At 55.9% G+C, this 23,139-nt stretch carries 24 protein-coding genes; 8 read left to right on the plus strand and 16 right to left on the minus strand.

What is annotated here, in order from left to right:
• Positions 1-28: 28 nt before the first annotated feature.
• Entirely contained in the window at positions 29-1,294 is a 1,266-nt protein-coding gene (locus tag K1I37_RS18570; RefSeq protein ID WP_021295921.1) for a beta-ketoacyl-[acyl-carrier-protein] synthase family protein, read from the plus strand.
• A gap of 193 nt (positions 1,295-1,487) precedes the next feature.
• On the opposite strand, the gene K1I37_RS18575 is transcribed toward K1I37_RS18570, so the two are convergent.
• From K1I37_RS18575 to K1I37_RS18590, 4 genes are all read right to left on the minus strand, one after another.
• Entirely contained in the window at positions 1,488-2,723 is a 1,236-nt protein-coding gene (locus K1I37_RS18575; RefSeq protein WP_021295922.1) for an alanyl-tRNA editing protein, read from the minus strand.
• 280 nt (positions 2,724-3,003) lie between these two features.
• Complete coding sequence (locus K1I37_RS18580) at positions 3,004-4,410, minus strand: glycosyltransferase family 4 protein (protein WP_021295923.1); 1,407 nt, start codon at positions 4,408-4,410, stop codon at positions 3,004-3,006.
• 16 nt (positions 4,411-4,426) lie between these two features.
• Positions 4,427-5,743: a nucleotide sugar dehydrogenase gene (locus K1I37_RS18585; RefSeq protein WP_021295924.1), complete on the minus strand. Its 1,317-nt coding sequence runs from the start codon at positions 5,741-5,743 to the stop codon at positions 4,427-4,429.
• A 558-nt stretch (positions 5,744-6,301) separates the two neighbouring features.
• A complete protein-coding gene (locus tag K1I37_RS18590) occupies positions 6,302-7,195 on the minus strand; it encodes an aldo/keto reductase (protein ID WP_021295926.1) in 894 nt (297 codons plus the stop codon).
• Positions 7,196-7,361: 166 nt separating this feature from the next.
• Here K1I37_RS18590 and K1I37_RS18595 point away from each other — a divergent pair, with 166 nt between their 5' ends.
• Complete coding sequence (locus K1I37_RS18595) at positions 7,362-7,877, plus strand: NUDIX hydrolase (protein ID WP_031218334.1); 516 nt, start codon at positions 7,362-7,364, stop codon at positions 7,875-7,877.
• On the opposite strand, the gene K1I37_RS18600 is transcribed toward K1I37_RS18595, so the two are convergent.
• The 3 genes from K1I37_RS18600 to K1I37_RS22020 are packed head-to-tail and all read right to left on the minus strand — an operon-like array spanning position 7,816 to position 9,717.
• Positions 7,816-8,679: an HAD family hydrolase gene (locus K1I37_RS18600; RefSeq protein ID WP_021295928.1), complete on the minus strand. Its 864-nt coding sequence runs from the start codon at positions 8,677-8,679 to the stop codon at positions 7,816-7,818. The genes K1I37_RS18595 and K1I37_RS18600 overlap by 62 nt on opposite strands.
• Positions 8,676-9,473 (minus strand): extracellular solute-binding protein, encoded by a 798-nt coding sequence (locus K1I37_RS18605; RefSeq protein WP_021295929.1) that lies wholly within the window; start codon positions 9,471-9,473, stop codon positions 8,676-8,678. Before K1I37_RS18605 ends, K1I37_RS18600 begins: the two co-directional genes overlap by 4 nt.
• Positions 9,474-9,492: 19 nt before the next feature.
• Complete coding sequence (locus K1I37_RS22020) at positions 9,493-9,717, minus strand: extracellular solute-binding protein (RefSeq protein WP_330217018.1); 225 nt, start codon at positions 9,715-9,717, stop codon at positions 9,493-9,495.
• Between the two features lie 50 nt (positions 9,718-9,767).
• Between K1I37_RS22020 and K1I37_RS18610 the strand changes: the two genes are divergently transcribed.
• From K1I37_RS18610 to K1I37_RS18630, 5 genes are all read left to right on the plus strand, one after another.
• Positions 9,768-10,859 carry an MBL fold metallo-hydrolase gene (locus tag K1I37_RS18610; RefSeq protein ID WP_269078045.1) on the plus strand — a complete coding sequence of 364 codons (1,092 nt, stop codon included), beginning with the start codon at positions 9,768-9,770 and terminating at the stop codon, positions 10,857-10,859.
• Between the two features lie 99 nt (positions 10,860-10,958).
• A complete protein-coding gene (locus K1I37_RS18615) occupies positions 10,959-11,390 on the plus strand; it encodes a PaaI family thioesterase (protein WP_021295932.1) in 432 nt (143 codons plus the stop codon).
• Between the two features lie 66 nt (positions 11,391-11,456).
• The gene (purU, locus tag K1I37_RS18620) at positions 11,457-12,320 is read left to right on the plus strand and encodes a formyltetrahydrofolate deformylase (RefSeq protein ID WP_021295933.1); all 864 of its coding nucleotides are present in this window, start codon (positions 11,457-11,459) and stop codon (positions 12,318-12,320) included.
• Between the two features lie 67 nt (positions 12,321-12,387).
• Positions 12,388-12,726: a hypothetical protein gene (locus K1I37_RS18625; protein WP_021295934.1), complete on the plus strand. Its 339-nt coding sequence runs from the start codon at positions 12,388-12,390 to the stop codon at positions 12,724-12,726.
• A 147-nt stretch (positions 12,727-12,873) separates the two neighbouring features.
• Positions 12,874-13,158 carry a HesB/YadR/YfhF family protein gene (locus K1I37_RS18630; RefSeq protein ID WP_021295935.1) on the plus strand — a complete coding sequence of 95 codons (285 nt, stop codon included), beginning with the start codon at positions 12,874-12,876 and terminating at the stop codon, positions 13,156-13,158.
• 69 nt (positions 13,159-13,227) lie between these two features.
• Here the strand turns inward: K1I37_RS18630 and K1I37_RS18635 are convergent, their stop codons facing one another.
• The 4 genes from K1I37_RS18635 to K1I37_RS18650 all read right to left on the minus strand — a co-directional run bounded on the left by K1I37_RS18635 (position 13,228) and on the right by K1I37_RS18650 (position 17,900).
• Positions 13,228-13,977 carry a sirohydrochlorin chelatase gene (locus tag K1I37_RS18635; protein ID WP_021295936.1) on the minus strand — a complete coding sequence of 250 codons (750 nt, stop codon included), beginning with the start codon at positions 13,975-13,977 and terminating at the stop codon, positions 13,228-13,230.
• Positions 13,974-15,410, minus strand: coding sequence for a uroporphyrinogen-III C-methyltransferase (cobA, locus tag K1I37_RS18640; RefSeq protein WP_021295937.1), 1,437 nt, complete (start codon positions 15,408-15,410; stop codon positions 13,974-13,976). The genes K1I37_RS18635 and cobA overlap by 4 nt, the downstream gene beginning before the upstream one ends.
• A gap of 23 nt (positions 15,411-15,433) precedes the next feature.
• On the minus strand, positions 15,434-17,125 hold the full coding sequence (locus tag K1I37_RS18645) for an NADPH-dependent assimilatory sulfite reductase hemoprotein subunit (protein WP_021295938.1): 1,692 nt from the start codon (positions 17,123-17,125) through the stop codon (positions 15,434-15,436).
• Positions 17,126-17,192: 67 nt separating this feature from the next.
• Positions 17,193-17,900: a phosphoadenylyl-sulfate reductase gene (locus K1I37_RS18650; RefSeq protein ID WP_021295939.1), complete on the minus strand. Its 708-nt coding sequence runs from the start codon at positions 17,898-17,900 to the stop codon at positions 17,193-17,195.
• Between the two features lie 188 nt (positions 17,901-18,088).
• On the opposite strand from K1I37_RS18650, the gene K1I37_RS18655 reads away from it, so the two are divergent.
• Positions 18,089-18,601: a precorrin-2 dehydrogenase/sirohydrochlorin ferrochelatase family protein gene (locus tag K1I37_RS18655; protein WP_021295940.1), complete on the plus strand. Its 513-nt coding sequence runs from the start codon at positions 18,089-18,091 to the stop codon at positions 18,599-18,601.
• On the opposite strand, the gene K1I37_RS18660 is transcribed toward K1I37_RS18655, so the two are convergent.
• The 5 genes from K1I37_RS18660 to K1I37_RS18680 all read right to left on the minus strand — a co-directional run bounded on the left by K1I37_RS18660 (position 18,598) and on the right by K1I37_RS18680 (position 23,087).
• A complete protein-coding gene (locus K1I37_RS18660; RefSeq protein ID WP_021295941.1) occupies positions 18,598-19,665 on the minus strand; it encodes a 5'-3' exonuclease in 1,068 nt (355 codons plus the stop codon). The genes K1I37_RS18655 and K1I37_RS18660 overlap by 4 nt on opposite strands.
• Before the next feature lie 102 nt (positions 19,666-19,767).
• Positions 19,768-20,187 carry a hypothetical protein gene (locus K1I37_RS18665; RefSeq protein ID WP_021295942.1) on the minus strand — a complete coding sequence of 140 codons (420 nt, stop codon included), beginning with the start codon at positions 20,185-20,187 and terminating at the stop codon, positions 19,768-19,770.
• A gap of 44 nt (positions 20,188-20,231) precedes the next feature.
• Positions 20,232-20,771, minus strand: a complete 540-nt coding sequence (locus tag K1I37_RS18670) for an NAD(P)H-dependent oxidoreductase (protein WP_021295943.1) — start codon at positions 20,769-20,771, stop codon at positions 20,232-20,234.
• Between the two features lie 33 nt (positions 20,772-20,804).
• Positions 20,805-22,433, minus strand: coding sequence for a DHA2 family efflux MFS transporter permease subunit (locus K1I37_RS18675; protein WP_021295944.1), 1,629 nt, complete (start codon positions 22,431-22,433; stop codon positions 20,805-20,807).
• 12 nt (positions 22,434-22,445) lie between these two features.
• Positions 22,446-23,087: an HlyD family secretion protein gene (locus K1I37_RS18680; RefSeq protein ID WP_021295945.1), complete on the minus strand. Its 642-nt coding sequence runs from the start codon at positions 23,085-23,087 to the stop codon at positions 22,446-22,448.
• Between the last annotated feature and the right edge of the window lie 52 nt (positions 23,088-23,139).

Genomic DNA, 23,139 nt, shown 5'->3' on the forward strand with positions numbered 1-23,139 from the left:
CTGACATAGATTTGAGAGGAGAAAACGCATGACGGATCGCGTTCGCATCGTCGTCACCGGACTCGGTGCAGTTTCACCGTTCGGTGTCGGGGTGCCTTTATTTTGGAATGGAATTATATCAGGACAATCTGCCGTCCGCGAGACGCCAGATGAACACCTGCGACAGTGGGCGCCAGCTACGGCCTACGCTCGGGATTTCGACGCCACACAATACCTAGATAAAAAACAGGTTCAAAATACAGATAGATTTACGCAAATGGGCATGGTCGCCGCAATGGAGGCCTTTCGGGACGCTGGCTGGGATAACGCGACCGAGATCTTCGACCAATACCCGGCTGACCGAGTCGGCATTTCAATTGGTTGCGCCTTTGGCGGCGTACAGACGCTAGAGGACGGTTCGGCCCGCCTCTCGACAGGCCGTTCGAGCCGTGTCGGTCCGCGCTTGGTACCCAAGTCCATCCCCAATGCGGCTGGTGCGGCCATCGCCATGCAATACGGCATCCGCGGGCCAGTCATGACGTATTCCACCGCCTGTGCCTCGTCGGCGAACTCGATTGGCGAAGCATCCTACTGGCTGCGCCTCGGCGAAGCCGACATGGTTCTGGCTGGCGGTGCCGAGTGCCTATTCAGCCCCGCCATCCTCGCGGGCTTGCGGGCAGCAGGCGCGCTCGCGACAGAAGGCCCGGAGGATTTTGGGAAGTGGTCGCGCCCATTCGACAAAGCGCGCAACGGGATGATTATGGGCGAAGGTGCGGCGATGCTCGTGCTTGAAACGCTCGATCACGCTCGCGCCCGCGGCGCCCACATCTACGCGGAACTCGCTGGCTATGGGACGTCGAATGACGCGTATCATGAAACGTCGCCGGATCCAAAAGGAGGCGGCGCCAAGCTAGCCATGGAGCGCGCCATTAAAAGTGCCGCGCTCACACCCGATGCCATTGACTACATCAACGCCCACGCCACGGCCACACCGGCCGGTGACCTCGCCGAATCCGCCGCACTGCGCGAGATGTTTGGCGAGCACTTGGATCAGATTCCGGTGAGCTCCATCAAGGGCGCGGTTGGGCACATGCTCGGGACTGCGGGTGCGATTGAGAGTATCGCCTGTATCAAAGCCTTGGAGACGAGCACCTTGCCGCCAACGCTCAACTGTGACGACAAGGAAGAACAGGCGCCAAAAGATGTCGTGGCCAACCACAGCCGCCAACAGCACATCTCGTACGCATTGAGCAGCTCGTTCGGCTTTGGCGGTCAAAACGGCGTGCTGATTTGGAAGAACGCGGAACTCATCTAAATCGCGCCAAAACCGCACAGAGAATGAGTACTGACTGCGCTGTCTTCGGTGGGCGATGGCGCCCCACCGAAGACAGTCGTCGTCGAGTGATGAAAAGGCCTGTCCCGTTACAATGAGACAGGCCTTTGGTGTAATCCGGCCGTTGTCGGTCAGACTGTTCCGTAAGTGAAGTAAGTGAATCGTGCTCTACACGTCACGTGCGCATGGCCGCGAAAATCATTTCTCGGATGCGGGCCGCGTGCGCGCGGATGTCGTCGTCAGGCGAAATCAGGGCAGAACCCTGGGCAGAAGTTGGCTTCCCGCCGCCTTTTCCCCCGACGCTGGCCAAATAGGTCGTAACCAGTTGCTGCATGTTGACGAGGCCCCTCGATTCACCCTGGACATATACCCGGTCTTTGACTTGCCCCACGAACACCACTGTCGCATCCTCCACCAACTGCGACACAGCTTTCTGCAACGCCTGAAATAGGGCTTTGCATTCCGCCACATCCGCACAGTCGACAAAACGCGCGACAATAAAGTGATGCTCAAGAATATCCGTCATGCCCGCTTCCACTTCTGTCTCTACGCGATACGTTGCAAGTGCCGTCTGCAAGCGCGCCGTCGTACGGCGAAGTTCCGCCTTCTCCGCGAGCTGTGCCTTGACGACCGACGGCAGATCAAGCCAATCGGTCGACAATTGGCTAGTCAACGCCTGCGTGACACGCACCCGTTCAGTGTAATCGCGCAGGGCACGCATCCCGCACACAAACGTCAAGCGCGTGGCGTTGCGCACCTTTTCTTGCTGGACGACCTTGAGCAAACCAATTTCACCTGTAAACTTCGGATGGGTGCCGCCGCACGCGTTGTCGTTAAAATCGGCGATGGTCACAATGCGAATGTCTTCGGTCACCTTTGGCGGATAACGCAAGGCGAATTGGGACAACTCGGACGTTTGGACAAACCGTGCCGACACCGGTCGGTTTTCCATGATAATGTGATTGGCCAACTGCTCGGCGCGCGCCAAGTCACCCTCGGACAAGACAGGCGTGGCAATGTCGACCGTGACCGCGTCATCACTCATGTGGAAACCGACGGTGTCTAGGTCGAACAACTGCTCGAAAGCAGCCGACAAGATGTGCTGTCCACAGTGGTGTTGCATATGGTCAAGCCGCCTTTGCCAGTCGATTTCCCCAACAACTGACGTACCGACAGGAATCGAGTGCTCCACCACGTGAATGACCTCATCGTCGCGAACAAACACATCGACGACAGGTATGTCATTGAGCATACCTGTATCATGGGGCTGACCACCCGAGGTCGGATAAAACGCCGACTGCGAGAGAATGACCTCGAAACGACCATCCGCTCGCTGCTGTTCTGAGACGATGTGTGCAGAAAACGACCGTAAGTGGCTGTCAAAGTAATATAGGCGGCGAGATTTGTCCACAATGCATCCCCATTTCCTCAAGCTCTTTCCTGAACGTTCATACAAACGCGACATGCGACATGCGTCCCGCACATGTACCAGTACTAGTTTACATTCGCCCAATCCTGACGAATACCTGTCACACAACTGCGCGTACGCGTGCCGACAAAACGGCGTTGCACGCACCTAAGCCACCTAGGCGACCAAAACGAAGGGCCAGCGAAACTGAATTCGCTGGCCCCTCGCATCCATTCCCCGTTGATTGTCGCCGCTTCCCGTCGAGAACCGCCGATATCGGCGGTTATTGGCCGCCTGTCGCCGTGCCCGCGTGTTGCGAGTCCCGCGTACGCGGCACCCTACCCACAATCGTCCACGGGTGCGCTTCGCGCGTCAATTCTTCCATCACGTCAGCCAATTGGCCGGCCTGGAATGGGCGAGTCAGCGCTACAGGTAGCGGCTGATTGCCGGATACCGGCCCGTGCGTCCGAAAGTGCGCAACCATGTCCACCAATGCGTCTTCGACGTCCCGGACGCTCTGCGGTGAAACGACGACACCCGCTTGATAATGCTCAATCAAGCTCGACGCTTCCCCCTGGTGCAGTAACGCGAATATCGGCCGGCGCGTGTACAGGTACTCGTACAACTTACCCGGGATATACATGTTCGCAGTCGGATCCTGATCGCCAATGAGGAGCAGGCAATGCGCGTTTGCCATTCGCCGGGCGACTGCGTCGTGACTCAAGTAGCCTAGCACGCGCACGACCTTGTCGAGATGCAGCCGTTCGACGAGTTCGCGATTGGATGCTTTGCCGGGATAATCAAACACCCCCGCGAACTCAATGCGAATCTGGTCCGGGTGGATGCGGCCGGATCGAATCGCTTGACTCACCGCCTTCAAGAACACCTCTGGAGAGCGCTTGGGGTAGAGAATGCCCGCGTATAACATCGTAAACACCCCGGGTGAAGGCGCCGCCAGAATCGGCCCAAAATCAGCCGGATCTACCCCATTGCGAATCACGGTCAGTTTGTCAGAGAGATACGGATACTTTTGCGAAAACCGCAATGCAAACCCATCTGTCACCGTGGTGATTGCGCTGGCATCACGCATCACCCGCCGCTCCATTCTCCCTTCCAGGCGTGCGCGCCGGCCGCTGCTGTAAAAGTGCATGTTGTCCGTCCACGGATCGCGAAAGTCAGCAATCCACGGCACGCGCGTCCAGCGCTTGAGCAGCCATCCAGTGAGGTGCGCACTCACGGGAGAAGATGTCGTAAAAATGCACGTGATGTTACGCTGGCGAATGAGATGCGTCCCGACGAGCGCCGCGCGCAGTGCCCATACGACTTGCTCGTCAGGAATCAGCACCTTGTCCTTCAACTGCTTTAACCAGCGCTTGAGGCGGGATGCCCGCCCTGTTGCCACCGTTGCGCCGTCACTCGTCGTCGCGTGTGACGCCTGGGTGCGGGGCATCATCCGTTTCATCCACTTCGCAATCGGATCCCGCACCCGCACAACCTCGACATCATCTGGAATCTCGGCCATCAGCGCCTCGTCCATCGTGGCCGACGCCGCCTCGCTCGTGGTGAGAACGATGGGCTTCCAACCATGGTCCCCCAAGTACTTGGCGAATTTCAGCGCACGCTGCACGCCAATCCCGCCGATTGGCGGGAACAGATAGGCTACAATCAGAACCCGTTTCTCGCTGTCCACCGCGCCCTCCTCCTGTCTAGGCCCGCTGTAAAATGGTCGTATGCGGCAGATGTAAGACGCGCGCTTCGAGGCGACCGCGCGGATCGACCAGAATCACCGGCGCCGTCGGATTGACGAGCCCAAACAGACGTCCCCAGTCGAGATGGTCAAACGCTGGCTGCCAAGCACCCACGACGATGGCGTCAGCCCCGCGGAGGCAGTCTTCAACGTTCGAGACTTGATACGGCAATAAAGGTGCGACGGTCGGGTCATACGCGCGAACCACGGCGCCCAGTGACTGAAACGCTTTTGCACATGCGATAGCTGGGGACTGCCGAATGTCGTTCGATCCGTCCTTCATCCCCAACCCGAGCACAACCACGACAGCCTCCTTCATGGACCGACCTCGATCTGCGAGCGACTGCGCCACATCCCTTGCGATACGCTGCGGCGCGCCTTCGTTGGTCTCCCGCGCCGTGCGAAACAGTGGCAAATCCGCACCCGTTGTGTCATCGAGCGATGCCGAGAGATAGTGATAGGCGTTCGGAATGCAATATCCGCCCACACCGACACTTGGCAACAACATCTGCACTCGCGGATGCGTATTGACCATTTGGATGAGTTCGAACAAGTTCACCTGATGCGCCTTGGCCACAGCCTGCAACTCCTGGACCATCGCCAGGTTGACATCGCGCTGCGCGTTCTCAATCACCTTCGACAACTGCGCAATGCGCAAATCGGTGATGTGAATCTGCCCGTCGGTCAACTTTTGCAACGTCTGCGCCGCCAACGCCGCACACTTTTCCGTCAACCCGCCGACGACGATGTCCAGCGTTTGAAACTCCTCCATTGCGCGCCCTTCGGCGACACGCTCTGCGGCGTACGCCACATGAAAGTCCACGCCCGCCACCATCCGACTGGTCTCCTCGAGAATGGGCACGTAGCGAGACTCCACCGTCCCCGGCACCACCGTACTCCGAATGACGACGACATCATGTGGCTTCAGCACTCGGCCAATATTCTCCATGGCCATCCTAAGTGGCTCATCGCAAAGCGCCTTCGTCTCCGGATGGACAGGAACGCCGACCGTCACAAGATACGTCGTCGCCTCCCACGCAGCGACTGCCGTCCTACTCGACACGATGAAATTGCCTGCAGCCAAATGCCGCTGTAAACGTTGCTGCAACGTCTCGCCCCGGTAGTCTTCTTGGACGTCCGTCTCACCCGCTTCAATCCGCCTCACCTTGTCGGGATCCGTATCGATGCCAACCACCCGGAACCCGCGCTCACACAAACACATAGACAGCGGTAGCCCGATATAACCCAATCCGATGACGCCAATGGATTCGCGCATTGCCATTCCTCCACAAAGTCTTCTTTACACATAGTGTAAGAAGTCAATGTGGAGACGGTATGAATTCCAGATTAAGTATTCAAGAAGAATGTAAAGATTTGATTGGGATGGGAGAGGGGCGCGAGGCAGGTCGGGGGGCGGGGGCCGGAGCGGATGCGGTGGTGCGCAGGCACGGGCCGGCGGGATCGAAGGTGAGGATGCGGCGGTGCGCAGGGTACGGGGGGCGGCGGGATCGAAGGTGAGGATGCGAAATAAGGCACGCTCCTTGTCTTAATCGCCTCATTTCTGACATTCGGGCAGATTTTAGACATGATAATTGTCTTATTGCCCGAAAAATCAGCCCAATCCGCCACTTTGCCGGCCATTAAGGTATTTTTCGTGCCCTATTGCCGGATTTCCGGCCGCGCATCGCCAAATAAGACACTCTGGATTCGCTATCGCCCGATCCGGTCCGGCAGAACCGCCCCATCCCAGCGCATCCCAGCGCATCCCAGCGCATCCCAGCGCATCCCAGCGCATCCCAACCCGGCCTCCCGCGCTCCCCCGCCGCCTACCGCATCAGGTCTGGCCTACCCAATCGGGCTTCGCGACCTCCTGCCAGCGGTTGCGGATGGCGTCATACTCGGTGGTGTCCAGTGGGCCCTGATTGACGAGGTCGGCATTTTGTTGCCAGCGTCCCGGGTTCGTCGTGCCGACGATAGCTGTTGTGACGCCTGGTACCGACAGCGTGAACCGCAATGCGACGGACACTGCCTCTGTCGTCGGGCGCCGCGTGAAATCGTACTGGAGCGCCTTCAATCGTTGCCAATACGTCACATAGTAGGCATTGTCGGGCGTGTCGGCATACTGCCACGCGACATTGGCAATCGGCCGCTTCGCGATAATGCCCATGCCCCGCGCTTGCGCTGCTGGCAGGATGCGGTCAATCACGGACTGATCTGCCACGTTGATGGATGTTTGCAGACTGTCAAACGCACCACTTTCCACGGCGTACAATGCGGCCTCGTTGTCCCCGCTATAGCCGAGATAGCGCACCTTGCCAGCATCGCGCGCTTGTTGCAAAACCTCAATCACCGCTCCCTGTTGAAGCGTTTCGAGACTGCAACTATGGAGCTGAATCAGGTCAAGATAGTCTGTCTTGAGCCGCTTTAGGCTTCTATCAATGCTGTCGCGCAGCGTCTGCACATCCCAATCAGGCGTAGGCAATCCGCTTGCGTGGCCGCACTTGCTAAACAGATAGAAATCGTTGCGGCGATGGGAAACGGCCTGTCCAATCAACTCTTCGCTGCGGCCATAACACGCCGCCGTATCAATTAAGTTGAGCCCTGCGTCCAAAGCGCTGCCCAGAAGCGCGTCCACTTGGCGGGCATCGACCTGTTGACCGATCTCGGCGCCACCAAAGCCTAACGCACTCACCTTCATATCGGTCTTACCAAAAACGCGATACTCCATGCCTTCACACTCCATCCGAATTGATTCGATTTTTCAATCATCTTCTATTATGCCAGCAGGCCGGAAGGAAACACCAGAGCCGGAGTCAAACTACATAAGAGCCAAACTACATACAAAAAGAGCGAGACAAGGTAGAAAGACGATGTTTTGCAGCGGGAGGCGGCACATGCGGCACAGATTGGATTGGCCTTTGCCTTATACACTTTGTATCATCCGGCGGGGTGACGAACTGCTCTTACTCAATCGCTTGAAGTCCCCCAATATGGGCATTTGGAACGGGCTCGGCGGTAAGATTGAACCTGGTGAGTCCCCCACGGAAGCCGTGCAGCGGGAAATCATGGAAGAAGCGCATCTCGAGTTTTCGCTGTCGGACTTTCGCTACAGAGGCGTTGTCGCCTGGACGCTCTTCGATGGCGCACAAGGCGGTATGCACGTCTACACGGTAGACTTTCCCGAGGGACGCCGCTACGACACGCCGGTTGCCTGTAGTGAGGGCATCCTCGATTTCAAGCCACTCAGTTGGGTACTTCACAAGGACAACCGTGGCGTCGCCGAATTACTGCCCGCGTTCCTGCCGCATGCCCTGTCCGATGAGCCACCGCTGATCCACCGCTTCGACTTCACCGCGGAGGTGGCACAGCGCTTTCTGCATCGTCACGAGCCGCTGTCCGACCCATGGTGACGACGGCACGCAAGAGATCCGGCAATGCTGATGGGCTGTCGAGTTGGACCGTCACGTCCGATCGGACACGGCGAATATAGGCATCGATATAGACCGTCTGCATGCCTAAGGCGATGGCTGGATGAATCTCATTTTGAAAGTGATCCCCTATGCTGACCGCACACGCTGGGCGCAACCCAAACTCGGCGAGCCAGCGCTTGAACAATGCGGTGATTTGCTGCGGCTTTTGTGCAGCAAACACCACCTCGTCAAACACGTCGTCGAGTTGCAGTTTGTGAAGCATATCCTCGGTATGCACCTGTGGGCTGTTGGTTGCAAGCATGACGTGGCGCCGTTGTGCCTTGAGCGCCAACACCGCATCGCGAAGGCCTTCGATAGGCGCCATCTCGAATGCAGCCGACGCCATCTGGGCCCGGGTCGCCGTAAATGCCACTTGTAATGCATCCGCTGCGATCCCGGCGTCTCGCGCCAATGCCGCAATGAGTCCCCAAGGATCGCCGATGTCCATCACGTCATCCCGCCCGCTGTCGGCGTCCGTCCGCTCGCGGAATGCGCTGGTGGCGAGATCATACACCGCGCCGTAGTGTTGATGCGCCCCTGCAAGCGCCCAACGCACCGACTCGAGAAATTGTTGCTGCTGGTGTTCCCCATGAAGAAAGCGGGCCACTTCCTCACCATAGGTGAGAAAGTGACGCACTTCGTCATAGACCGTCCCGTCGAAGTCGAATACAAACAATTTGCATCGCGCGAGTCGTGCGATACCCTCGTCGCAAAAACGCGTAGGTAAAGTGTGGTCGCTCATTGATCCGCCAGCGCCTGGTTCACTTCTTGCGCCATGTTCTGGAGCGTCGTGTCGGCGTTTTGTTTTTGCGACACGAAGTTACCAATCTGCGCACTCTCTTCTGTAATCGCCGAGCTCAAGGCGCCAATGCGCGGCGAGAAGTAGGCATTCTCCAATTCGTCGGGGCCTGTTGCGTCATTCGGATTCGCTTTGATAAACGCCTGCCACGAAGCATCGTGTAAGGCGCTCTGGCGCGCGGGCAGATAGCCTGTGGCCTCGGCCCAATCGATCGTGTTCTTGGTGGATATCAAGAAATCAATATACTTTCCAGCCGCCTGTTTCTGCGCGTCCGTCGCTTGATTGAACACGACCAGGTTCGTCCCTGCCGTAGGCACGGCCGCCTGTTTCCCGACGGGCAGAGGCGCAGTCTTAAAGTGCGTGTTTTGATTCGTGATAAACGATAGCGAGGCCACCGTGTCCAAATCCATCGCGTACGCATTGGTATTAAAGCCGTCGGAGAGATAGGCGTTGCCATCAATCACTTTGGCAGCCTTGTCCTGATTCGCGAGGCGATTCAAAAAGTTGAGCGCATCCTTGCCCGCCTGGCTGTTAAACGCGGCTTGTTTGTTGTCGCTGGTCAGGATGTCGCCACCCGCCTGCTTGAGCAACATCTCAAACGTATAATAATCCGCCTGTAAGCCCAGTCCCGGAACGCCCGTCTTCTGGGTGATCTTGATGGCATCCTGCTCCAGTTCATCCCACGTCTTCGGCGGATTCGCAATCCCCGCCTTCTTGAAATCATCTGTGTTATACATGAGGATGTAATCCGACTTGTTAAACGGTGCAGAGACGAGTTTCCCATGTTTCTTGAACCTGTGCCATCGTTGGTGGCTTTTTGGCGGCAATCGCGGCAGTCAGTTTCTGCTGGAGCGTGCTATAGGAGCCTGCGAACACCAGCTGCACGTTGATGTTCGGATTTTGCTGCTGGAACTCGTTCGTCAACTTCTGCAACTCTTTCCCTTGCGCCGAGCTCATCGCCTCGTAAAAGGTGATGGACACCGGACTAGAGCTGCTGCTGCTGCCCTGCGACGCATCAAACGGCCATTGCGATCAGCCATTGCCACCTCGATCACACCGGCTTGTTACCTTACCTGCGACAAGACCTGCCCGTGTTCACCTCGTCTGACACCTATCACATGCTGCAGGCGTTGGACGCCGTGTCGGACGGACCGCGCACACCGCTTGCGTATCGGCCTACGCCACCCGAGACTTGGGTCGAGTTCGGTCCTCTGCGGCTGCAGTTTGTCCATGTCGATCACGGCACCCCCGGCGCCAGCGCCATCTTCATCGAGACGCCTGACATGCGCTTCGTCTACTCTGGCGACCTCCGACTGCACGACCTGCACTCGGAAGAGACACAAAACTTCATCGCGCGCGCCAGAGCATTTCGCCCTCACGTGCTGTTGATCGAGGGAACGCGTGCAAATGACCTGGATTCGGATTCCAAAAACGTATCCGAGCTTGACGTCTTGCAAGGTGTTCTCGCGCAAGCGCAACAGGCGATCGCCGGGCTCTACTTCACCGCCTACGAACGCCACCCCGAGCGATTGCGGGCGTTTTCCGAGGCTGCACGAGCGACGAATAGAACACTGGTCTTAGATCCCGCCACCGCCTACTTGTACCACCATTTCGAAGGCGTATCGGACTTTTCGGTGTGGAAAGAGGACGAGTCGACACAGCCAGCACCTTTGACCGCGTGGTTGCAAGTTGCGGGAATTCCCCAAATTGGCCGAAGCGAAGTGCGGGGAAACGAACGCGCATTTCTCGCCCAGATACGCTACGAGCGGCTGCACTATTTCGTGGACATCGTGCCACAACAAGCGGGGCGCTATCTGCATTCCGATGGGACGCCATTAGGGCCATTCCAGCCTGCCTGGTCCAACCTGATGCGCTGGTTGGAGCACTTCTCCTTGGAATTTGTGCCGATGTCGTCGAGCGGGCACGCGACGCTTCGCGATGTAACCGCCATGATTGAGCAAATTCATCCCGACGTCTGCATGCCACTGCACTCACTGATCCCTTCGCGCGTGGGCTCGCCGCTCGTTCCACGGTTGTTGCCGGATCGCCATTGTCCATACTCGCTCAACGACGTATGGAGCGCCGTCCCACCGACCACAGCGGAATTGACGAACTTCGGTTGACATCTACCTGTTTGTGACCTATCTGCCGCTAGATTTGAGAACATCAGGCAACACCCTCATAATAGGGAGGTAGATATCGGCTAGAAGGTGGTTAGGATAATGGGGTTTGACTATTGTTTTGTGTGCGGGGATAAAAATCCCCATGGTTTAAACATCAAGTTTCACCAGGATGGTGACGCGGTACACGCGACATTTCACTGTGAGGAAAGACACATCGGGTGGCCGAATGTACAACATGGCGGTATCACCAGTTCGCTGCTCGATGAGGCTTCAGCGTACGTCCCTTTGAATATGGGATTAGTCACCGTCACGGCGGAATTGAATATCTCGTTCAAGGCGCCAGTCCAAGTGGGCGAAACGGTTCATATTGAGGCTCATCCGTCGAAAGTGACCAAGCGGCTACTCTACGTAGAAGCGCGTATGGTCAACTCCGAGGGAGAAGTAAAGGCGACGTCGAGTGCCAAAATGATTGTCCTCTCACCTGAACAACAAGCGAAAATGGGCATTGAAGCGCCGATTGGACGCGAATGACGATTGACCAAATGAGCCAGGTTGGCTATCGTCTGATCTAATACAGATAGGTGTGGAGGAATCATCATGCTCGAGGAGAACCGCGGACGCCTGCTTATCGCGTGTCCTGACCGACAGGGCATTGTCGCCGCCGTCGCACAATTTTTGTATGAACAAAGCGCGAATATCACTGCATCCGACCAATATTCGACGGACGCTTCCGGCGGCACGCTGTTTATGCGAATCGAGTTTCATCTCGACGGCCTCGAAGCCCGCGAACAATCTCTGTGCAACGCTTTTTCATCCTTGGCGGCAGAGTTTCACATGGCCTGGCAGTACGCGCCGGCGCGCCAGCGCAAACGGATGGCAATTTTCGTATCAAAGGAACTCCATTGCCTCCAAGAACTCCTGTGGGAGTGGCAAAGCGGCCAACTCAACACGGATATCGCACTGGTGATAAGCAACCACGACGATGCCCGAAATTTGGTCGAGTCCTTGGGCCTGTCATTCCATCACGTGCCCGTGAACGCAGAGAACAAGGCGGAAGCCGAAGCAAAACAACTGGCGCTTTTACGCGACGCACAAATTGATGTCGCGGTGTTAGCGCGCTACATGCAAATCCTGTCCCCGTCGTTTTTGGCACACTACCCGAACCGCATCATTAATATTCATCATTCATTTCTGCCGGCCTTCATCGGGCGAAATCCCTATGGTCGCGCGTACAACCGCGGTGTGAAACTAATTGGCGCGACGGCTCATTACGTCACAGAAGACCTCGATGAAGGACCGATTATCGAACAGGACGTCACCCGCGTAGATCATCGATATGACGCCCACGCGCTGCGCATCGCCGGTCGCCAGGTCGAACGTGCTGTACTCGCCCGCGCGGTGAAGTGGCATCTCGAAGACAAAGTGATTGTGCACGAAAACAAGACAATTGTATTTGCCTGAGGCATTCGCCCGTTCCCCCCTCCCTCTGTACTCATACGGTATAGAGAATGAAAGGAGGGGAAGCAACATGGCACACCATCCCTTGTACCCTGTTGCACGACGTTTGGTGGGCAGACACGTCCATGTATACCACTTGAACGGACGAATTTATCCTGGCTATTTGCAAAGCGTTACGCCAGACGGAATTTACCTGATTCGCACGGATGGCTACGCCGGTGTCTCCGCAAATGCCGACGACACTGACTTCAGCACGCTTGCTGGCGGGCGAAACGACGCAAAAATGACACAGGTGTATGCACCTGCTGCCTTTTTCGGCTTCGGTGCGTTGACCGGCTTGACACTCGGTGCACTCGCCGCACGCCCTTACGGTTACGGCTATGGCTACGGGTATCCATATTACTGGTAAGAGCAAAGGCGGTGGTGACACGCCACCGCCTGCATTCTCGACATAAATCATTCGAATATTCAATCAAAATAGTTCGTGCATGAGAGACTCGATTGTGCTATCGTTGACAGCGACAAATGTCTCATTCATAGCCGAGGAGGTCTTCGCATGGACATTCACGTCGACGATTCCGCTACAAAGTGGCTAAAAGAAGAGTTCGGTCTCACGACTGGCGACGCAATTCGTATTATGACAAGATACGGAGATTCCACCGTACAACCAGGATTCGCATTGACCCTGTCGGTTGAACGTCCATCCGAGGTGGCATCGGCTGTCGAACTGGATGGGATTCAAATTTTCATCAAAGAACAAGACGCCTGGTACTTTAACGGTGGCGACGTCTTCGTTCGGTACGACCCTCACACAGACGAACTCATGTTTGATGTCCAATAAATCACGACTCGTACGACCACTCCAATATGTAAATATGGCGCGGCGCAACACCTTCGCACTGCGCCATTGTTACGTCAAATAGCCCCGTACCCGATTTGCAACACAGGCCACAACGGCTGGGTGCAATCCAAGGTGACCCGCAATTCGAACGTTCATTTGCGTGTACCCTGTCTTCTCCTGCCAATCCTTCACCCGACGCGGCAGTGTATCCGCCAACCAACCGCTGAACCACAAAAACGGTGCGAGGACGACCGTTCGATACCCCGCTTGCGCCATCTCCGTCAATGTATCCTCCAATTGTCGACCCGTTCCAGCCAGGTACCCAACAAACGGTTCCTTCCCGAACGTCTGTGCCAGTCGATGCGCCACGCCAGCAAACGCCGCCTGCGCGTTGTGATCCCGATTGCCGCGTCCAAGCAAAAGCAGACCAACGGATTCATCCGTCAAACAAATCTCTGTCTCGCGAATCCGATAGACCAGCGCCTCCAGAAGCAGGGGTTCTGTCCCATAAGATTGTGACAAAGTCAGTTGGAGCGATGGATACATGTTTTGCGCAGCTTCTAACTGCATCGGAATGTCGTGCAACATATGCCCTGCAGAAAACAAAAAAAGCGGAATACACACAATGTGACGGGCGCCCTCCGCCGTAAGAGAAGTGATGCCTGTGACAATATCGGGGTCTTGCAATTCAAGAAACGCGTGCGCAACGCGAATGGGTTCGCCAACCCGTTCCTCGACCGCAGAAACAAACCGTCTGAACTCGTCGATGCCGTGCTGCTTCCGCGTCCCGTGACCGATGAACAACAAAGCTGTATTCACCCGCGAACCACCGCCGCATCCTCGACGTCGCCACGCCAGAACGTCTTTTGCATTTGCTCGCAGACATCCCAATCATCCTCAGCTCCGGCCGACTCAAACGGACGCACCGCCTCATCGTTCCAGATGTCATCGAGCGAAAACAAAGACGTCCACCACGATGGTCGACTCGTAGACCAAACCGCATCTACTCCATCCTCTAACCACATACGCGCTACATCGAGCCACGAACGCGTCAGATCAAGCGAATACAAGTGAACCGCTTGAGAAGCATTCGGAAGGCTTTGGCCTTCCACACCTAGAGATGCCTCAACAAACCACTGGTTAACCGTCGAGTCCGACCACACGCCCGGTCCGACTCCGTCAGCAAAAACGCCGTATTGCTCCAAATATCTCGCAACAGCCAAACTGTCAGCCGCAATGCGCAGGTTCGTGATCTGGCGTAAATCCACACCCAAATCTTTCAACTGGGAAAACCAAATCTTCACACCCAACGTCGTCGTAAAGTACATGCCTGCGCTCCTGGCCGCCAACATGGTACGCAGACGCGTGCAAACACCGTCGCCTTGCACGGCCAACATTTCGGCGCTGAGGGCAAACGTTTCAGCCCCCAAGGATTCCACTGCCTCCGCCATTCGAATCGCTTCATCCGTGGTGCCCGCCGTGACAAATATCCGCCGCCCAGCCAGTGGCATCGACTCAAACCACGACAAGTCGCTGTGTTTTGAAACGACGTCTCCGACAACAATCACGGCAGGTGCTTCGAACTTGGCCGCCTCCACCTTCGATACGATGTCTTCTAGTGATCCGACCAACGTCCGTTGGGCTGCACGCGTTCCCCAACGAATCAACGCCACCGGCATCTCTCCAGACAGACCAGCGCCCCGAAGGCCGTCGACAATTTTGTGCAATTGCCGCACACCCATCAAAATCACGAGCGTACTCGACAATTGTGCATACGCGTGCCAATCCACTTCGTCTTCAGAGGTCATCCGGTGTCCGGTCACAACGGTAAACGAGGGCGATAACTTTCGATACGTCACGGGAATGCCGGCATAAGCTGGAACGCCGACCGCAGAGGTGATACCCGGCACAACTTCAAACGGAATGCCTGCCTCCGTCAATGCCGCCGCTTCTTCGCCCCCGCGGCCAAACACGAACGGGTCTCCGCCTTTTAAACGGGCGACAATCCGTCCAGCACGCGCCAGAGAAATGAGGAGTTGCTCAATGTCTTGTTGAGACATTGCGTGGTCGCCGGCTTCTTTACCGACGTAGTGCAGTTCTACATCAGGCTTTGCATAACCAAGAAGACGTGGCGACGCGAGCCGGTCGTACACAATCGCGTCGACCGTCTCGAGCACGCGCCGCCCTTTCACCGTGAGGAGCCCAGGCGCGCCAGGGCCAGCTCCGACGAGATATACCAGCCCTCTTGCCATGCAGCAGCCTCCTTACAATATCCTTACGATACAGTCACAAGACGCTCTTGCAACTTGTCGAGTCCCACCCGAACACAATAGTCGCCAAAACCTTCGCCGTCCTGGCGTTCATCGCGGTACGCCCTGAGAACAGGGTACAGCGTCGAGACCAGTTCCTCCGCTGGAACCTGCTCTTTGAACAATTGGTTCAGCCGCGTTCCTGCAATATTGGCGCCAAGAAATACGTCGTACTTGCCAATCGTCCGACCCACAAAGCCAATCTCTGCGATGTAGGGACGCGCGCAACCATTGGCGCAACCGGTCATACGGATGATAATCGGGTCATCCTGCAGCCCCAAATCCTTGAGTGCGCGCTCGAAATCGCGGATAATCTGCGGCATGACGCGTTCCGACTCCGCAATGCCAAGCCCGCAAGTCGGCATAGACACACACGCCATGGAGTAACTCACCACAGGGCGATATTCGTCCGCCAAGAGAACGCCGGCTGCGTGCAACTTTGCTTCAATTTCATCCACCTGCTCTGCGGTCAAATCGCAGAGAATCATGTTTTGCTGCGTCGTCAGCCGAACCGTCGGCTGGTAAGTTTGCATAATCTCCCGCAGCACAGATTTCAGTTTCACCGTCTCCGTGTCCTTGATTCGACCATTCTCAATGAACAGCCCCAAGTGCACTTTATCGCCGTGCCCCTCGATCCGCCCGAGGTGATCGTGCGACGACGTCCAGACAATGTCTCGCGGTGGTGTCAAATCATAGCCTAACCGCGTTTGTGTCTCTTCGCGGAACCAGTCGAGTCCGCGTTCTGCGACGAGGTATTTCATCCGGGCAAACTTACGCTCGTAGCGGTTGCCATAGTCGCGTTGAACCGTGATGATGGCCTTACAAACATCGATGAGTTGTGACGGCTCGACAAAGCAGAACGGCTGCGCCAAAAATGGCCGCGTGTTCTTGTCAGCCGCCGTGCGCCCCATACCACCGCCGATGGCGAGGGTATAGCCCGCTACATCGTCACCGTCGCGGTGCGCGACAATGGCGATGTCATTGGAGAAGATATCCGCACAATTATCCCCTTCATACGCAAAGGCAATCTTAAACTTGCGCGGGAGATATGTCTCACCGTACAGTGGCTCTTCGGTCTGACCTTCGGAAAACTCGACCTTTTCTCCATCCAGCCAAATCTCGTGATATGCGTTTGTCTTCGCGGACACAGCATCGACCAAAGCCAGCAAATCCGCACGAACTTTATCGTAAAACGGGCCTTCGTGTGGCGCCGCACAGGAGACGATATTGCGAACCTGGTCACCACAACCGCCGAGCGTCGTGATGAGCACGTCGTTGATGGCTTTTAGCGTCGCCTTGATATTTTTCTTCAAAATCCCGTGCAACTGGAACGTCTGACGCGTCGTGATACGCATGGTCTGATTGCCGTACTGATCCGACAACTTGTCGAACTGCAGGTATTGATCAGCGCTCAAAATACCGCCGGGAATCCGCGCCCGAATCATCATCGAGTAGGCCCGTTCCTTGCCTTCTTGCTTCAATTGACGGCGCAAGTCGCGGTCATCCTGCTGATACATCCCGTGGAACTTGAGCACCTGAACGTTTTCCTCGGAAAAGTGGGTCGAATCTTCCTGGAGCGCCTCCGCGATCGTACCGCGGAGAAATCGGCTCTCCTGCTTAATTGTCTCCACCTTGGACAATTTTTTCTCCTTCTCCAATCAACTCACCTCACCGATTCAATCCACTCTCTATGTTCGCGCGCCTCGCCTGACGCCGGAATCCATCTTACTGCTCGCTTGGGTGCAAACCACATTCCGTCTTATTAAAGCCCGCCCAACGGCCACTGCGCGGATCTTCACCCGGATTCACCGGACGCGTGCAATGCAAGCAGCCAATACTTGGGTAATTTTGGTCGTGTAACGGGTTGTACGGTACGTCGTTCTGTTTGATATAGCGCCACACTTGGCCTTCCGTCCAGCGAACCAATGGGTTCACTTTCACGAGCCCAAACTTAGCATCCCACTCGAAGACCTTGGCATTCGCCCGCGTCGGTGCCTGTTCACGGCGAATTCCCGTAATCCACCCGTCGTATTCCGTCAATACTTGTGTCAGAGGTTCAACCTTGCGAATTGCGCAGCAAGCATTCGGATCACGCTTCCACAATTCGTCGCCATGCTTTTCCGCTTGTTCAGCCAGCGTCAGCTTTGGCAATACCTGACGAAGATTCGGGATTCCGTACTTTTCAATCGCCCTATCTCGCAGGTCATACGTTTCCTGGAATAAAACGTTGGTGTCTAAGTAGAATACGTTCGCTTCAGGGTTAATTTTCATGAGCATGTCGAGCAGAACCATGTCTTCTGCTCCAAAACTACAAGCAAATGTCATATTAGAAACGCGACGCAATGCTTCCGCAATAATCTCTTCTGGCGTTGCATTTTCGAACTCTTCGGCAAGTTGTTCAATCCACTCGTGTTCCATTACCGCCGTCGCCATGAAAATTCACCTCATAATCCGATAGATATGTTCGGAATTATTCTTCTCTCGACTATAATACGAGGCCTTGAAAAAGTCAAATAACTCTAAGTGGTTTACTGTGGTTTTACTCCGTACTGTCCCTGCATTATCATAGACACACATTGGCACACATTCGTCCAAATTGAAAGTGATAAATGAGGGATACCATGCACTACGCGGCTTTTTTGAACCTTCGGAATAAAGCGTGCGTCGTCGTCGGCGGCGGTACCATCGCCACGCGCAAGATCCAAAAACTACTGCAAGCAAAGGCGGACGTGACGGTCATCAGTCCCGACGTCCACCCAAACCTCCAGGGCTGGATTGCGAACGGTCTCGTCCGCCATCTTGCACGCGCGTACCAACCCACAGACCTCGCGCACGCGACACTCGCATTTGCGGCCACAGACAATCGCGCCGTCAACGCTTCCGTTGCGCGCGACGCCGCGGCGTACGGCATCTGGTGTAACGTCGCAGACGATGCAGAGGCCTGCGACTTTATGGTTCCAGCGGTGCATCAGCACGGCAGCGTGCAAATCGCTATCTCGACCTCCGGCCAATCCCCTGCACTCGCCAAACGCCTGCGCGAAGCGCTAGAGGAAGATCTCGCGGACGGCGGTCGCCGGTTTTACGACCTACTCACGAGCAGCCGAATCGACGACGCACAACACGCCGACGACTAGCCTGCAAGTTCCTCACCGTCGGCCTTGACCGTCGGAAGTTTCTTCAGCAAGCTGCTGAACTCCAACTCCATGAACTTCTCGCGCGCCTGTGCGTAATCAATGCGCATTTCTAGACTTGCGGCATCGACGGTTGCCAAAGCCTCGATATCGGTTCGAATCGTCGCCAGCGCCTTGCTCAAAACTGCCGCGCGCTTGCCAACGAGCTCCGTGTCGGACTCCTTGGTCAAGTAGGCCAGCGGGGACCTGGCAATGCCCAGTTCCTTAAACAACAGCTTGACCTCAGACTCATGCTCCGGACACATGTCCTCAATATAATCATACAAGTCCTCAATTTGCCCGAACTCGCGCAAGAGCGGCACAGCCGCCTTCTCCCCAACGCCTTTGACGCCCGGAATGTTGTCGCTGCTATCGCCCTCCAGCGCCTTTTTGTCGACCATCTGCCAAGGCTTGAGGCCATATTCCTCCTCAAACGTCACGGTCGTGTATTCGAACGTGCCATCCGGCACAGCCAACTCCTTGACGTTGAGCCCGCGGCTCTTGTACAGCGCCTCCGCCTTTGAGGTGAGCAGCCAAACGCGCGTCCCTTCTGAAATGAGTTGCAGCGCATCCTGATCTTTGGTGTAAATGTAGACAGGCATGTCCTTTTCAAATTTACGCGCTAACGTCCCAATAATGTCATCCGCCTCATAATCGTCAAACCAGAATTGGGCGATATTCATCGCCGAAAGCAACGACTGCATCGTCCCATACTGCTGTCCAAGAATCGGCAGCGCATCCTCGCGGTGACCTTTATAATCTGGATAAAGTTCGCGCCGAAACGTATTGCGTGACACGTCCCAAGCCACTGCCAAATGCGTTGGCTTCTGGCGCTCAACCAAGTTCAACAGTATCCGCGTCATTGGGTATACCGCATTGGTATAAATCCCGCTCTCTGTACACAGCGCCTTCTTCCGCAGATACGCTTCCCGTTCTTCCTGCGATTTGAGCTGATAATAATCTCTTGGCACGTTACCAAAAAACGAGGTCGTCAAAAGTGACGACCCATCAATTAAAACAAGCTTCATATAGCCACCTCGTGTCCAGTCATGCTGTCCCTCATTGTAACACGAAGGGCACACAAGCCACGCCATAACACAAATAGGATCCCTTGGGGCGGGATCCCATTCTCATTTTCCGTCGCCGTCCTCGCGATGGATGACACCGCGCAATGCCTTGCGATACTCGTCGTCGCTGAGCGCCTGTTTCTGTTCTGCCTCCGCCTCATTTGATGGCTCGTCCGCATCATCTGCACCCTGCGCCTGTAGCTGCTGGCGCAGGGCCTCCCGATACGCCAAATCTCCCTGGCCGCGTAAAGCCCCAGAAGGCGTGTCATCCTCCTCGGTACCCGAAGAGGCCCTCGCATCACCCGCCAGTGCCGTCGTCTCTGCATCGACTACTGCGTGCTCGGCGGCGTACTCACTCGTATCGACCGCTTCTGCGTCACCCGCTTCGTCATTTCGCTCACGCCGGATGGCCCGCATACTGGTACCAATGAAGATGACGCCGAGTATGATGACAACCGCCGCAAAGATGACAAAATACTTCACCAGTTTCCCCCCGCTCCCTCCATCTCATGGGTCGAAAGACCGACTCACGATACAAATTTGCGCGTGATATCCGCAACGCGCCGCCCCAAAACGCGACCCAGAGCCAAATCGGAATCCGTTGGCATATTCATCGGCGCATCCTCCGACACCTCGACAGGGCACGTGACACCGACACCGTAATACGACCCGTAGAGTACATTTTCCAGAACGTTTCCAGGAAGGCCGACAATAATCATGCCGTTGTGCAGCATCGGCGTAATGAGGTTCCACAACGTCATCTCGATGCCGCCGTGAACCGTCGCCGTAGTGCAAAATGCTGCACCCACTTTCCCAACGAGTTGGCCTCGCGCCCACAACGGTCCAAGTTTGTCGATCCACGCCTTCAATCCGGAGCTAATCGTGCCAAAATGACCCGGACAGCCCCAAATAATCGCATCCATATCTGCTAGATCTCGAGGATCAGCCTCCGACACATGATGAAGGTGAACATTTGCGTCGGCAGCGGACTTCGCACCCTCTGCGATGGCGTTTGCCAAAGCCTCGGTATGCCCTGCTTCACTGTCGTATACAACGTAAATTTCCATCGCCAGTACCACCTCCACGTTTAACTCTCCGATTTACCGCTCACTTGTCTCCACCACAGCCGGTGCCGGCAGGGCGCGCTGTGGTTCGCGTTTTGCATTAGCGGGTTGCAGTTTTTTGTTTCGCCGCAGGAATAGCGACAAAATCAGTGCCAAAAGAGCGAGCGCGGCAGCAACCAGATACGCGTCGTCCACACCCTGAACACCAGCCAGTTTTTGCGCTTGGCCGTACAGGACATATGTCGCATACGCCTGTGCAGTTTGTATCGATCCGCCGAGCTCCCCAGAGAGACCCTGAACCAGGGTGTGCATCGAATTGGCCAACTGCGGATTCGTCGCAGTGACCGTATTGATGTACTGGTTGTAGTGCGTGTTTGTCCTATCTGTCATGACTGTCGTCAACAAGGACGTCCCGAGACTACCAGCCACCATGCGAACCGTATTCGCCGCCGCCGTCCCGTGTGCCGTAACCTGCCGCGGCAGATAGTTCAAGCCACTGGTCATGATGGTCATCGCAATAAAGCCCATGCCAAACATACGGAATGTGTACACCCACTCAATGTGCCGAAACGGCGTTGTGGAGGTAAGATGCCCCAATTCCCATGTCGTAATCACCGTAATCAAAAGCCCGACAATTGCCAGCGGCCGAATCCCGATTTTATCGAGCAACGCCCCGGAAATCGGTGACATGATGCCCATCAAAATCGCACCCGGCAACATCAAGAGGCCGGAATCCAGTGAACTGTACCCACGGAGATTTTGCATATACAGTGGCGTAAGCAACGTACCACCAAACATCGCCATGTTGACGACGCAGCTCACCCCTGCCGCCAGTGAAAACCCCCCGACTTTGAACACGCGAAGGTTGAGCAACGGCGTTTGTGCGGTCAATTCCCGAATAATGAACAGGATGATAAACACCCCGCCGATAATTAGGCTGACAATCACAACCGTGCTACCCCATCCATTGCTCCCCGCTTCACTAAACCCGTACAACAAAGCGCCAAGACCGATGGTCGAACTGAGAAAACTGAGCACGGCAAACTTCGGAAAGGTGCGCTGCGTCACGTTTTTCAGAAAGATAGCCGCTATTACAATGTCGATGATGGCTACCGGGATCACGATATAAAACAACACGCGCCACGAATAGTTCTGGATAATCCACCCCGATAGCGTGGGCCCTACGGCGGGTGCAAAGAACATCGCAATACCGATGGTTCCCATCGCCCGCCCGCGCGTTTCCGGAGGATAGAGTGTCATGATGACCGTCATCATCAACGGCATCATGACACCCGCGCCGGCGGCCTGTATCACGCGCCCAATCATCATCACCAAAAAATCGGGTGCAGCCGCGCAAAAGACAGAACCGATACCAAAGAGCGACATCGCGCCGAGGAACAGTTGCCTCGTCGTAAAGGTTCCCATCAGAAACGCCGTCAGGGGGATAATGATACCGTTTGCCAACATATACCCTGTGCTCAGCCATTGAACGGTATTCGCGGACACGTTGAAATCGTTCATCAGCTTCGGAATCGCGACGTTCAATAGCGTTTGGTTGAGAATCGCAGCAAATGCTCCAATCACCAAGGAAATCAGGATGGGCGCTTTATGGATGTTCGCCGGATCGAAGCCGTTCGGCCCAGATGGCGTGGCTGTCTGATTCATCTCGTCGCCCCCTTACTTGTGGATGCGAACACTTGCATTCATGCCGGGTACTAAACGGCCTGTACCCGATTGAACTTGGATTTGCACGGGGATGACCTGTGTGACCTTCGTGTAGTTGGCGTCGGAACTCCCGGTTGGCAATAGCGAAAACGTCGAAGCAGTCGCCAAGCCCACTTGCTTGACAACACCGGTGTACGTCGTCCCAGGATAAGCGTCGACGTATACGTCCACCGTCTGTCCTACCTTGACGTCATTGATTTGGGTTTCCTTGATATTGGCGGTGATCCACAAGTTGTTCAAATCATAGGCGTATGCCAAGGGTGTGCCGGCCGATACGAATTCGTTGTTCACGGCCATGTTTTGGACGATAGTCGAGTTTTGTGGATCCGTTATCGCCGTGGTACCACGCGCCCCCGGCACCGCTATCGTGCCAACGGTGTCGCCCGCGTTGAACTGCGTCCCAACCGTCCCGTTCCAACTGGTCAATTTTCCGCTCGCCGGAGCCGCAATGACGATTTGCTGCCCGGTGACTTGTGCGTCGTTGGTCTTCAAATATGAGGTGGACTGATTATAGTAGTAATAACCCACGAAGCCCGCGATAAGAACGACTACAATCACGACAATCTGCACGATTAGCATGCGTCTAGCGTTCATAACGTCCCAAATCCCCCTAAAGTGAAGTCTCAGTCGGCGCAACTGCTCCCCG

Source organism: Alicyclobacillus acidoterrestris (genome assembly GCF_022674245.1).
Lineage (GTDB): Bacteria > Bacillota > Bacilli > Alicyclobacillales > Alicyclobacillaceae > Alicyclobacillus > Alicyclobacillus acidoterrestris.